Annotated in this window: 10 protein-coding genes; 4 read left to right on the plus strand and 6 right to left on the minus strand. The window is 61.5% G+C overall.

Annotated elements, in window-relative coordinates; all coding sequences use genetic code 11:
- Positions 1-40: 40 nt before the first annotated feature.
- The 6 genes from kdsA to BM036_RS01440 form a co-directional block, all read right to left on the minus strand.
- Complete coding sequence (gene kdsA / locus BM036_RS01415) at positions 41-886, minus strand: 3-deoxy-8-phosphooctulonate synthase (RefSeq protein ID WP_091848434.1); 846 nt, start codon at positions 884-886, stop codon at positions 41-43.
- Between the two features lie 35 nt (positions 887-921).
- Entirely contained in the window at positions 922-2,547 is a 1,626-nt protein-coding gene (locus BM036_RS01420) for a CTP synthase (RefSeq protein WP_091848435.1), read from the minus strand.
- Positions 2,548-2,651: 104 nt separating this feature from the next.
- Positions 2,652-3,971 carry a tRNA lysidine(34) synthetase TilS gene (tilS, locus tag BM036_RS01425; protein ID WP_091848436.1) on the minus strand — a complete coding sequence of 440 codons (1,320 nt, stop codon included), beginning with the start codon at positions 3,969-3,971 and terminating at the stop codon, positions 2,652-2,654.
- Positions 3,955-4,908, minus strand: a complete 954-nt coding sequence (gene accA, locus BM036_RS01430; RefSeq protein ID WP_091848437.1) for an acetyl-CoA carboxylase carboxyl transferase subunit alpha — start codon at positions 4,906-4,908, stop codon at positions 3,955-3,957. Before accA ends, tilS begins: the two co-directional genes overlap by 17 nt.
- A gap of 200 nt (positions 4,909-5,108) precedes the next feature.
- On the minus strand, positions 5,109-8,591 hold the full coding sequence (gene dnaE, locus BM036_RS01435; protein WP_091848438.1) for a DNA polymerase III subunit alpha: 3,483 nt from the start codon (positions 8,589-8,591) through the stop codon (positions 5,109-5,111).
- 65 nt (positions 8,592-8,656) lie between these two features.
- On the minus strand, positions 8,657-9,127 hold the full coding sequence (locus BM036_RS01440) for a TlpA family protein disulfide reductase (RefSeq protein WP_091848439.1): 471 nt from the start codon (positions 9,125-9,127) through the stop codon (positions 8,657-8,659).
- Positions 9,128-9,208: 81 nt separating this feature from the next.
- Here BM036_RS01440 and arsC point away from each other — a divergent pair, with 81 nt between their 5' ends.
- Genes arsC through tfpB form a run of 4 tightly spaced genes read left to right on the plus strand, consistent with a single transcriptional unit; the run spans position 9,209 to position 12,394 of the window.
- A complete protein-coding gene (gene arsC, locus BM036_RS01445) occupies positions 9,209-9,565 on the plus strand; it encodes an arsenate reductase (glutaredoxin) (RefSeq protein ID WP_091848440.1) in 357 nt (118 codons plus the stop codon).
- A gap of 39 nt (positions 9,566-9,604) precedes the next feature.
- Positions 9,605-10,210 (plus strand): NAD(P)H:quinone oxidoreductase, encoded by a 606-nt coding sequence (wrbA, locus tag BM036_RS01450; RefSeq protein WP_091848441.1) that lies wholly within the window; start codon positions 9,605-9,607, stop codon positions 10,208-10,210.
- Positions 10,211-10,249: 39 nt separating this feature from the next.
- A complete protein-coding gene (locus BM036_RS01455) occupies positions 10,250-10,600 on the plus strand; it encodes a DUF2069 domain-containing protein (RefSeq protein WP_091848442.1) in 351 nt (116 codons plus the stop codon).
- An 18-nt stretch (positions 10,601-10,618) separates the two neighbouring features.
- Positions 10,619-12,394 carry a type IV pilus assembly ATPase TfpB gene (tfpB, locus tag BM036_RS01460; RefSeq protein ID WP_091848443.1) on the plus strand — a complete coding sequence of 592 codons (1,776 nt, stop codon included), beginning with the start codon at positions 10,619-10,621 and terminating at the stop codon, positions 12,392-12,394.
- The last annotated feature ends 18 nt before the right edge of the window (positions 12,395-12,412 follow it).

Consider the following 12,412-nt stretch of genomic DNA (forward strand, 5'->3'; position numbering starts at 1 on the left):
AAGAAACATTCCACGATTCGTAGCTGTGCCAGAGACAACCTCAGGCTGTATCGAGGGGCTCGAAGCCCTTGACCAGGTCGTCCACCGCCTTCACCTGCTTCAGGAACGGCTCCAGCTGGCTGAGTCGCAGGGCACAGGGGCCATCGCACAGGGCCTTGTCCGGGTCCGGGTGGGCTTCCAGGAACAGGCCGGCCAGTCCCTGGGACATACCCGCCAGGGCCAGGTCTCCGACCTGGGCACGGCGGCCGCCAGCGGAGTCCGCCCGGCCACCAGGCATCTGCAGGGCATGGGTTACGTCGAAAAATACCGGCACACCCAGGTCCTTCATCTGGCGGAAACCGAGCATGTCCACCACCAGGTTGTTGTAGCCAAAACTGGTGCCCCGTTCACAGAGGATGACCCGGTCATTGCCGGCTTCCTCGCACTTGCGGATGATATGCGCCATTTCCCGGGGCGCCAGGAACTGGGCTTTCTTGATATTGATGACCGCGCCGGTTTTCGCCATGGCCACCACCAGGTCGGTCTGGCGGCTCAGAAAGGCCGGTAGCTGGATGATGTCGCACACCTTGGCGGCGGGTTCCGCCTGCCAGGGTTCATGCACATCGGAAATCACCGGCACCCCATACTTGTCCTTGATGTCCGCCAGCAACTGCAGGCCAGCTTCGAGGCCCGGGCCCCGGAAGGAGTTTATGGAGGACCGGTTAGCCTTGTCGAAAGAGGCCTTGAAGACATAGGGAATACCCAGCCGGCGGGTAATGTCGACGTAGGCATCGGCCACTTCAAAGGCCAGGTCCCGGGATTCCAGCACATTCATGCCACCGAACAGGACAAACGGCCGTTCGTTGGCGATAGTCAGGTCGGCAACATTGAGAGTCGGTTGGGCCATGGCCGCGATGTCCTTGTCGGATTATGGCCGGGCGATCAGCGCCCGGCGTGTTTCAGGGCAGCCTCCACGAACCCGGTAAACAGCGGGTGGCCGTCACGGGGCGTGGATGTGAACTCGGGGTGGAACTGACAGGCCACGAACCAGGGATGGTCGGGCACTTCCACCACTTCCACCAGTTTGCCGTCGGTGGAACGACCAGCGACACGCAGGCCGGCCTGTTCCAGTTGCGGTACAAAGTGGTTGTTCACTTCATAACGGTGCCTGTGCCGCTCGCGAATCACTGACTTGCCGTAGCACTGGTTGATGGTAGAACCTTCAGTGAGCACACAGTCCTGGGCGCCCAGACGCATGGTACCGCCAATATCGGATTCTTCCGTGCGCTCCTCCCGCTTGCCGCTGGCATCCAGCCACTCGGTGATCAGACCGACCACCGGTGCGGGGGAGTTCTCACGGAACTCGGTAGAATGGGCACCTTCGAGACCGGCCACGTTGCGGGCGTATTCGATAACGGCTACCTGCATACCCAGGCAAATACCCAGATACGGAACCTTGTTCTCCCGTGCGTACTGTACGGTGCGGATCTTGCCTTCCACGCCCCGTTCGCCAAAACCTCCCGGTACCAGGATAGCGTCCGCCCTTTCCAGTACACCGGTACCGTTACGCTCGATATCCTCGGAGTCGATGTATTCGATATTGACCTTGGTACGGGTCTTGATACCGGCATGGAGAAGGGACTCGATCAACGACTTGTAGGCGTCCAGCAGCTCCATGTACTTGCCCACCATGGCGATGGTGATTTCCTGTTGCGGATTGATAATGGCATCGACCACCGCGTCCCACTCACCCAGGTCCGCCTCACCGGCCTTCAGGCCGAAGCGTTCAATGATCAGCTGGTCCAGGCCAAAGCCGTGCAGCATACGGGGGATGGCATAGATGGATTTTGCATCCTGCAACGGGATAACGGCCCGCTCTTCCACGTTGGTGAACAAGGCGATCTTGCGGCGGGAGCTGGCATCCACTTCATGCTCGGAGCGGCACAGCAGGATATCCGGCTGCAGGCCGATGGAGCGCATTTCCTTCACCGAATGCTGGGTAGGCTTGGTCTTGATTTCGCCGGCGGTGGCGATGTAGGGCACCAGGGTAAGGTGCATGAAAAGCGCACGCGTCGGCCCTACTTCCACCTTGAGCTGACGGCAGGCCTCCAGGAACGGCAGCGATTCGATATCACCCACGGTGCCGCCAATTTCCACCAGGGCAACGTCCACCCCGGCGGCGCCTTCCACCACCCGGCGCTTGATCTCGTCGGTAATGTGCGGAATCACCTGCACGGTGCCGCCCAGGTAGTCACCCCGGCGTTCCTTGCGGATAACCTCTTCGTAGACCCGGCCGGTAGTGAAGTTATTGCGACGGGTCATGGGGGTACGGATAAAGCGCTCGTAGTGCCCCAGGTCCAGGTCGGTCTCTGCACCGTCTTCGGTCACGAAGACCTCACCGTGCTGGAACGGGCTCATGGTACCCGGGTCCACATTGATATAGGGGTCCAGCTTGAGAATGGTGACCTTCAGGCCACGGGCTTCAAGGATAGCCGCCAGGGAGGCAGACGCGATCCCTTTCCCCAATGAGGACACAACACCGCCGGTGACGAAAATATAACGCGTCATGCAGATTCCGTGATTATCAGGTTCAGTAAAGGAGGGAGATTGTCATCTCAAGATGGGACGCCAGATTACCAGAAAGCCCCCCACTGCTCAATCCGGACAGCCTGCTATTTACGATCGCAGACAATGCCCTCCTCCCGTCGAATATCCAGTTGCCAGCCAGCCTCTGTCGTATGCTCCTTCTGCGGTAACTGCCAGAGGTCGCCCACGGCCACCAGTTCGTCGCGCCGGAATACCAGTGGCAAACGATCCCGCTCCCAGGGCGGGACGCTCCGTTCCTGCAGCCATTTCTTCAGGGGCCGGGAAGGGCCGCCAGCCCGCTCCCGCAGACGCTCACCACCCCGCCGGTGTGTGAGCAGCAGGGAGACCCCGGAACCAGCCTCGCCCTTGAGGCTGACTGTATAATCGCCGTCCCGGATCGTCCGGCCCGGCTCCAGGAACTGATCCCCGGCTACCGGATCGGGGTAACGGGTAACCCGGTAAATATGGCCCTGAAAACGACGCAGGGCAAATGGGCCAACGGGGATTTCCGGCATGGCATCGGCGGCGGCCAATACCAGCCCATCGAGCTCACGGTCTGACAGGGTGCGATCCAGGCTATCACCCAGCCACCACTGCAACAGGTTGCGACGGGCCGATAGCGGCAACTCGCCAAACCCCTCGAGACGAATCCGGTGCGGTCCGTCCGCCAGTTGCTCGAAATGGGAACGGGCCAGAAGGTCGGCAAGTTCCTGCGCTTCCCGGCAGGCCCGAGCCGTCGCAGCCAGGCGCGCACCCAGGCCCGGCCAGCGTGCAGACAACAGGGGAATGATCCGGTGACGAAGAAAGTTGCGGTCGACATCGGTGGCTGCGTTCGTGGGATCCTCCTGCCAGCCGATGCCCGCTGCCTGGGCCTGGCGCCGCAGTAATTCACGGTCTGCTCCGAGCAGCGGACGCACCAGCCGGCCCTCGCCCAGGGGGCGCTCTGCCGGAATCCCCCCCAGCCCGCGCACACCGGTACCACGCAGGAACCGGAACAGCAGGGTTTCCACCTGGTCATCGCCGTGGTGGGCCATCAGGAGCACATCTCCGGGACCCAGGCGATCTGCGAACACCTGGTAGCGAGCGTCACGGGCGGACGTTTCCACACTGCCGGCGGCTCTGATCCGCACGGGCACCACTTCCAGGGGAATGCCCAGTGCCTGGCAGGTCTCCACACTGGCAGCCTCGAAGCCGGCTGCGGCGGGTTGTAGCTGGTGATTAACGTGGATGGCAGAAAGCCCGTTGGCACAGTGGCCAAAGACCTGGTGAGCGAGGTGAAGCAGAACCATGGAGTCCAGGCCGCCGGAGAGGGCGACCCGGATATGACCGGTAACCGTCAGCGCCTGGAAGGGCGCCAGCAGTTCCGGGAAAAAGGTCTCCGGGCGATGATTACCGCCCGGTGTCATAGCGGGTCAGGCGCTCGTAGCGCCGGGCCACCAGCTCGTCCTGGCTAAGGCTGCCAAACTCGTGCAAGCCTTTGAGCAATTCCTCTTTAAGGGCGTCAGCTGTTTTCTGGGGATCACGGTGGGCACCGCCCAGCGGCTCCTTCACTACGGTATCAGCAACGCCCAGCTCCTTGAGCCGCGCCGCAGTAACACCCATGGCCTCGGCCGCCTGGGAGGCATAGTCTGCGCTCTTCCAGAGGATAGACGCACAGCCTTCCGGTGAAATAACGGCGTAGGTGGAATACTGGAGCATGTACAGATGATCGCAAACACCGATCGCAAGGGCGCCACCGGAGCCGCCCTCACCCACTACCGTCGACAGAATGGGCGTATTCAGGCGAGACATGACTGCCAGGTTGCGGGCAATGGCCTCACTCTGGCCGCGCTCTTCCGCGCCAATTCCCGGATAGGCACCCGGAGTGTCAATAAATGTCAGCACCGGCATGCGGAAACGCTCGGCCATTTCCATCAGGCGCATGGCCTTGCGATAGCCTTCCGGGCGGGGCATGCCAAAGTTGCGGCGTACCTTGTCCCTGACCTCGCGACCTTTCTGGTGGCCAATCACCATCACCGGCTGGTTTTCCAGCCGTGCGGTGCCACCGACAATGGAGAGGTCATCGGCATAGGCCCGGTCACCATGCAACTCGTCGAAATCGTCGAACATCATCTCGATATAGTCGAGGGTGTAGGGTCGGCGAGGATGGCGGGCAAGCCTTGCAATATCCCAGGAGGCAAGGTCCGAGAAGATGCTCTCGGTCAGGCTGATGCTCTTGGTGCGCAGCCGGTTGATCTCGTCGGTAATGTTGATTTCGGTGTCATTACCTACCAGTCGAAGCTCTTCAATCTTGGCTTCAAGGTCGGCAATTGGCTGTTCGAAGTCCAGGTAATTAGGGTTCATGGTATTCCATCAACTTGTGTCTGTTCCGCCGCCCAGTTTCCAGCCCGGCCTTTCAGGAAGGCCAACCATCGCAGGGGCAGCAGGTTCAAATTTTGTCTAAAGATACCAATGCAAGGCTTTGTAAAAAAGCGGACCTTGGTATTAATGTGACCTGGCCTGACGAACCATCTGCCTTAAACATCAGCCAGGCGGAACATCCATCAATCATAGACCAGTTCCACACGGTTATCGCCCACCAGGTATCTCAGCTCCAACAGGAGGTTATCATCGGGCTGCACCCGCCAGTTTTCTCCCAGCTCGATCCGGGTACTGGCGCCCTCGCCCCGGTATTCGATCCACACCGGGCTGCCCTGGTTACGGAAGGGCCTGAGAGTATTGTCCAGCTTGTCCAGCAGGCCATTCTGCAACTGGCCGGCCTCCAGCTTCAGTTGCAGGCCACGACTGAAGGACTGCCGTGCGGTCGCCACATCCATCACCGAACTTACCCGCATTTTCATCTGGCCGGAGTAGTCATCGTGGCTGACCTGCCCCTCCAGCACAATCACCTGGTCCGATTGCAATAATTCCCGGTTCTCGTTGAAGGCCTCCGAGAAGAGGGTCGCCTCGATACGGCCGCTGCGGTCATCCAGGGTCACAAAGCACATGGTGGAGCCGGTACGGGTCTTCATGGTGCGCTGGGCGACGATCAGACCCGCGACCCGCTGCGGCGACCGGGAAGGCTGCAGGTCAGCGATGGAGGAGCGCACGAATCGGCGCACTTCCTTCTCATATTCATCGAATGGATGGCCCGTCAGGTAAAGGCCGAGGGTGTCCTTCTCGCCCTTGAGGCGTTCTTTTTCCGGCCACTCCCGGACATTCGCCACATCGGCAAACGGGTCTCCGCCGTCATCGCCGCCCAGCAGGTCGCCGAACATGTCGGTCATACCCACAGACTCGTTCCGGGACTGCTGACCCGCCTGCTGTATGGCCTTGTCGATACTGGCCATCAGCTGGGCCCGGCCCGGGCCGAGTTTATCCACCGCACCCGCCCGGATCAGCGCTTCCAGGGCACGCTTGTTGACCTTTTTCAGGTCCACACGGCAGCAAAAATCAAACAGGTCCTTGTAGGGGCCGCCTTGCCGCCGGGCTTCCACGATGCTCTGGATGGGGCCTTCACCCAACCCCTTGATTGCGCCCAGGCCGTAGACGATCTGTCCTTCGTCGTTAACCGTGAAGGTATACTCCGACATGCTCACGTCCGGCAGTACCAGGTCCAGCCCCATGGCGCGGCATTCTTCCACCAGGGTGACCACCTTGTCGGTGTTCTGCATATCGGCGGTGAGCACAGCCGCCATGAACTCGGCCGGATAATGGGCTTTCAGCCACAGGGTCTGGTAGGACACCAGGGCGTAGGCCGCAGAGTGGGACTTGTTGAAGCCGTAGCCGGCAAACTTCTCCACCAGGTCGAAGATGTTCTCGGCCAGGGTCTTGTCAATGCCATTGTTGGCGCAGCCATCCAGGAAGATGGCCTTCTGCTTGGCCATCTCCTCGGGTTTCTTCTTACCCATGGCACGGCGAAGCATGTCCGCGCCACCCAGGGTATAGCCCGCCATCACCTGGGCGATCTGCATGACCTGCTCCTGGTAAAGGATGACCCCGTAGGTGGGCTCCAGAACAGGCTTCAGACCTTCATACTGATAGTCGGGGTGCGGGTAGGACAGCGGCTGCCGTCCGTGCTTCCGGTCAATGAAGTCATCCACCATGCCGGACTGCAGAGGCCCCGGGCGGAACAGCGCCACCAGGGCGATCATGTCCTCCAGGGAATCCGGCTGCAGCCGACGGATCAGGTCCTTCATGCCCCGGGATTCCAGCTGGAAAACCGCCGTGGTCTCCGCCTTTTTCAGCATGGTGAACGAGGGCACGTCATCCAGCGGGATGTCGTTGATATCCAGTTCCGGTTCGCCCCGCTTTTCCCGGCGCGGGTTGATCATCTTCAGTGCCCAGTCGATGATGGTGAGGGTACGCAGGCCCAGGAAGTCGAACTTCACCAGGCCGGCGTCTTCCACGTCACCCTTGTCGAACTGGGTCACCAGGCTACCGCCTTCGTCATCACAGTACAGCGGCGAGAAATCGGTAATCTTGGTAGGCGCGATCACTACGCCCCCGGCGTGCTTGCCGGCGTTCCGGCAGACACCCTCAAGCTTCAGGGCCATTTCCCAGATTTCCTGGGCTTCCTCGTCCTGTTCCAGGAACTCGCGAAGCTGTTCCTCCTGCTCCACCGCCTTTTCCAGGGTCATGCCCACTTCGAAGGGGATCATCTTGGACAGGCGGTCCGCCAGGCCGTAGGACTTGCCCTGGACCCGGGCCACGTCCCGCACCACCGCCTTGGCGGCCATGGTACCGAAGGTAATGATCTGGGAAACCGCCTCGCGACCATACTTGTCGGCCACATAGTCAATCACACGGTCACGGCCTTCCATGCAGAAGTCGACGTCAAAGTCGGGCATGGAAACCCGTTCCGGGTTGAGGAATCGCTCGAACAGGAGGTCATACTGCAGCGGATCCAGGTCGGTGATCAACAGCGCGTAGGCCACCAACGAGCCGGCACCGGAACCCCGGCCCGGTCCTACCGGCACGCCATTGTTCTTGGCCCACTTGATAAAGTCCATCACGATCAGGAAGTACCCGGGGAACCCCATCTGGATGATGATATCCAGCTCGAAGTTCAGGCGCTTGTAGTAGGCTGCCCGCTTCTCGTCATATTCCGGATCATCCGGGCTGAGGATGGTTGCCAGGCGATCTTCCAGACCTTCCTCCGACACCTTGCGGAAGAACTCGTCCATGGTCATGCCATCGGGAATCGGGTAGTTCGGCAGGAAGTACTCACCCATACGCACCGGCACGCTGCAGCGGCGGGCGATTTCGACGGTATTTTCAATAGCCTCGGGGATGTCCTCGAACAGCTCTGACATTTCGTCGGCGCTGCGCAGGTATTGCTGGTCGCTGAAGCGGCGCTCGCGACGGGGATCGGCCAGGGTCCGGCTCTCGCCGATACAGACCCGGGCCTCGTGGGCCTCAAAGTCTTCCCGGTGAAGGAAGTGCACATCGTTGGTAGCTACCACCGGGCAGCCAGTCTCAAGGGCAAGCTCCACGCTCCCGTGAACGCAGTCTTCATCCCCGGCTCGGCCGGTTCGCTGCAATTCCAGGTAATAGCTGCCCGGGTACAGGTCCATCCAGTACTGCAGCCGCTCCCGGGCCAGCTCCGGTTTGCCGGCCAGGATGGCCCTGCCCACATCCCCCATCTTCGCGCCAGAGAGCGCAATCAGGCCGTCGGGGCGGGATTCCAGCCACTCCCGGGTAATGATCGGCTTGCCGTAGCGCTGACCTTCGGTATAGCCGAGGGAAATAATCTCGGTGAGGTTCAGATAACCCTTCTGGTTGCGGGCCAGCAGGGTCAGGCGGAACGGGTTATCCGGCTCATCCGGGTTTTCCAGCCAGAGATCGGCGCCGGGGATCGGCTTGATGCCGGCGCCCATGGCCGCCTTGTAGAAACGCACCAGGGAGCACATGTTGGACTGTTCGGTGAGGCCCACCGCTGGCATGCCCAGTTCCTTGACCCGGTTGATCAGCGGCTTTACCCGGACAAGGCCGTCCACCATGGAGTACTCGGAGTGGACGCGGAGATGGACAAAGTTGCTGCTCATGGATCTCGTATTCCCGCCTGGTGCTGGTCAGTTCTGAAGTCCGGATTCTACCTGAAAGGGGCGCCTCAGTCCTGCCCGATGGCCGCTTTCAGATCCGCCTCCGTCTGGGCGCCCATCAGGGTGTCACTCAGGGAACCGTCCGGTGCCACCACGAAGGTTGCTGGCAAGCCCTGGGGCACCTCCCAACCGAGGTCCGCGGCCGGGTCCCTGGCCAGCATGGTAAAGCCGATACCCATGCGGTCACCGAGTTGTACCAGCTCCTCGCCAGTGACCCCGTCGTAGTTCACCCCAAGCACTGTCACCTTTTCCAGGCCATCGACGTCGTTCAGCTCCGGTATTTCCTTAAGGCAGGGTTTGCACCATTCGGCCCAATAGTTGACCAGCACCCACTCCCCCCTCAGGGATTCCCAGGCCAACGTGTCGCCGGATGCGGTGGAGAATTCCGGGTCAGAAGGGCCAGTCACCGAGGCTGACTCCCCACAGCCCGCCAACAGCGCTGCATACACCATCACAACCATAACAGGGTACTTACCCATGGCACCTCCTGATAGACTTGTACCGCCCGCACGCCGGGCCGTCGCCCATAACCAAACATTGCCAGAAGCAGCGAGACCAACATGGCCGATCAATCGACCCGCATTTACCACAACCCCCGTTGCTCCAAGTCCCGCCAGACCCTGGCGCTACTGGAGGAGAAGGGGCTGCATCCTCAGGTCATAAAATACCTGGAAACACCGCCATCGGCGGATGAACTGGCTGACCTGGTTGCCACCATGGGGTGCTCTGTGCGGGACATCATCCGGGTAAAGGAAAATGAATACAAGGAACTGGGTCTGGACAGCCCGGAGCTGGATGACGCTGCCCTGCTGCAGGCACTGAGCCAGCATCCGAAGCTGATCGAACGCCCCATCGTTACCCATGAGGGCAAGGCCGCCATTGGACGGCCACCGGAAAACGTGCTCCGGATTTTCTGATACCGATCCAACCCTCTACTTGCACCCGGGAGCCGTCGCATGTCCGACCAGGAACCCTACGTTCTGATCCTCTATTACAGTCGCACCGGCCACACGGCAGTCCTGGCCAGCCAGATCGCCCGGGGCGTCGGCCGGGTAGACGGCATGACAGCGAGAATCCGCACTGTACCGCCGGTCTCACCGGATACCGAAGCCTCGCAACCAGCGGTACCGGACGAGGGTGCGCCCTGGGCGACCAAAGCGGACCTTGCAGGGTGTGCGGGCCTCGCCATTGGCAGCCCTACCCGTTTTGGTAATATGGCGGCGCCTCTGAAATACTTCCTCGATACCACCGGAGACCTGTGGCTGAACGGCACCCTGGCGGGTCGGCCGGCGGGCGCGTTCACCTCCACCGGCAGCCTGCACGGCGGCCAGGAAGCCACCCTGCTGACGATGATGATGCCGCTGCTGCACCATGGCATGGTGCTCTGTGGTGTGCCCTATTCCGAGAAGGCCCTGTCAGAGACCCGCACCGGCGGCACGCCCTACGGTCCCTCCCACTGGGGCGGGAACGAAACGGGGGGCAAGGTCAGCGACCACGAGAAAGCCATTTGCCAGACCTTCGGTGAACGCCTGGCACGTTTTGCCGTCAAACTCGCGGACTGACCAGGCGCAGTCACCCAAGTCACCTTCCCAGGAACGCCCATGCTGTACTCCGAAAAAGCCAGGATCACCCGCGCCATCACGGCGGCACTCTATTCCCTCTTGCTGGTCATGCTGGTGGTCACCACCTTCTGGCCATCCCCGGTTCAGGACGTATCCGTCATACTGATGCTCACCGTCAAACTGGTACCCCTGGTCCCCTTTGTCTGGGTCATTTTCCGTGGGCACAACCGGGGCTATATCTGGATGAGCTTTGTCGTGATCTTCTACTTCACCCAGGCGGTGGTCACGGCCTGGCTCAGCGAAGGCGCGCCGGTAGCTGTGTTCATGGCGCTGCTGACCTTCGCGCTGTTCACGACTGCCATGGTTCACCTGAAAACCAACCGCCCCTGACGGTTCACGAGAAGTACTATGGCTACCACCGATTACCGCCCCGACCATCCCCTCACCCTCCGGGAGCTTTGCAATGCCCTGGCGGACACGGGCGAGATCAACCGGGAAGATGCCGAGCGGGTACTGGCCGCCAACCTCGGGGCCGAATCCCGCAGCCGCCACCCCCTCGAAGTCATCGCCATTGCCGGTCTCACCAGCCTTCGGGATGGCCGCACCCTGGACCTGGAACGGCTCACCCGGTGGCTCGCGGAATGGTCCGGCCAGCCTTACTACCACATTGATCCGCTGAAAATCGACGCCCCGGCCATCGCCCGGGCCATGTCCTATGCCTTTGCGCAGCGCCATCACATCCTGGCGGTGGAGCTGACGGACCAGGAAGCGTTGATCGCCAGCGCCGAGCCCTTCAAGGCAGATTGGGAAGCCAACCTGCGCCACGTACTGCAAAGACCACTCAAGCGTGTGGTCGCCAACCCGGAGGCCATCCGCCGCTACACGGTGGAGTTCTACCAGCTGGCCAGCTCGGTCAGTAAGGCCGGCGGACAACAGGGACGCGCCGGTGGCAACCTGCACAACTTCGAGCAGCTACTGGACCTCGGACAGGGCACCAGCCACGACGCCAATGACCAACACGTGGTAAAGATCGTCGACTGGCTGCTGCAGTACGCCTTCGAACAACGGGCCAGCGACATCCATATCGAACCCCGGCGGGAAGTCACCCGGGTACGCTTCCGCATCGATGGCGTACTGCACAATGTCTACGAGTTTCCCGAGCAGGTGGGCGTGGCCGTCACCAGTCGCCTCAAAATCCTGGGACGCCTGAACGTGGCCGAAAAACGCCGCCCCCAGGACGGTCGTATCAAAACCCGCAAGCCAGACAACAGTGAGGTGGAGCTGCGCCTGGCCACCATGCCAACCGCGTTTGGTGAGAAGATGGTGTTGCGGATCTTCGACCCGGAGGTGCTGCTCAAAAGCTTTGAGCAACTGGGTTTCTCGGCGGAGGACCAGGAGCGCTGGCACACCATGACCAGCCGCCCCCATGGTATCGTACTGGTCACCGGCCCCACGGGTTCCGGCAAGACGACAACCCTGTACTCTACCCTGAAAAACCTGGCCTCACCGGACCTGAACATCTGCACCATCGAAGATCCCATTGAAATGGTGGAACCGGCCTTCAATCAGATGCAGGTGCAGCACAACATCGACCTGACCTTTGCCTCCGGCGTACGTGCCCTGCTCCGCCAGGATCCGGACATCATCATGATCGGTGAGATCCGCGACCTGGAAACCGCCGAGATGGCCGTGCAGGCTGCGCTTACAGGCCACCTGGTTCTATCCACCCTGCACACCAACGATGCCCCCAGCGCCTTTACCCGCCTGCTGGAACTGGGCATACCGCCCTACCTGATCCGGGCAACGGTCATCGGTGCCATGGCCCAGCGCCTGGTGCGGTTGTTATGCCCCCACTGCAAAAAGCCGACAAACCTGGAAGAGGATGCCTGGACCAGCCTGACCCGCCCCTGGAAGGCGCCGCTCCCCAAACGCATCTATCAGCCCGTTGGCTGCCTGGAATGCCGGGACACCGGCTACCTGGGCCGCGCCGGCGTTTACGAAATCCTCGGCCTGTCCCGCGCCATCGCCGGCCAGATCAACGACCGCTGCGAACTGGAACAGCTTCGGCTGGATGCTTACAAGGACGGCATGAAATCACTGCGACTGAGCGGTGCCCAGAAAGTGGCTGCCGGGCTGACCACCATTGAGGAAGTGCTGCGGGTGACGCCGGAGAGCCAGCGCTAGCGTTGCGCGCAAACAGCT

The sequence above is a fragment of the Marinobacter segnicrescens genome, assembly GCF_900111555.1.
GTDB lineage: Bacteria > Pseudomonadota > Gammaproteobacteria > Pseudomonadales > Oleiphilaceae > Marinobacter > Marinobacter segnicrescens.

Coding starts and splice junctions, on each gene's coding strand:
- tilS (WP_091848436.1), bottom strand. CDS start 3,971: ATGACACCGGGCGGTAATCATCGCCCGGAGACCTTTTTCCCGGAACTG.
- BM036_RS01440 (WP_091848439.1), bottom strand. CDS start 9,127: ATGGGTAAGTACCCTGTTATGGTTGTGATGGTGTATGCAGCGCTGTTG.
- accA (WP_091848437.1), bottom strand. CDS start 4,908: ATGAACCCTAATTACCTGGACTTCGAACAGCCAATTGCCGACCTTGAA.
- BM036_RS01420 (WP_091848435.1), bottom strand. CDS start 2,547: ATGACGCGTTATATTTTCGTCACCGGCGGTGTTGTGTCCTCATTGGGG.
- arsC (WP_091848440.1), top strand. CDS start 9,209: ATGGCCGATCAATCGACCCGCATTTACCACAACCCCCGTTGCTCCAAG.
- dnaE (WP_091848438.1), bottom strand. CDS start 8,591: ATGAGCAGCAACTTTGTCCATCTCCGCGTCCACTCCGAGTACTCCATG.
- tfpB (WP_091848443.1), top strand. CDS start 10,619: ATGGCTACCACCGATTACCGCCCCGACCATCCCCTCACCCTCCGGGAG.
- wrbA (WP_091848441.1), top strand. CDS start 9,605: ATGTCCGACCAGGAACCCTACGTTCTGATCCTCTATTACAGTCGCACC.
- kdsA (WP_091848434.1), bottom strand. CDS start 886: ATGGCCCAACCGACTCTCAATGTTGCCGACCTGACTATCGCCAACGAA.
- BM036_RS01455 (WP_091848442.1), top strand. CDS start 10,250: ATGCTGTACTCCGAAAAAGCCAGGATCACCCGCGCCATCACGGCGGCA.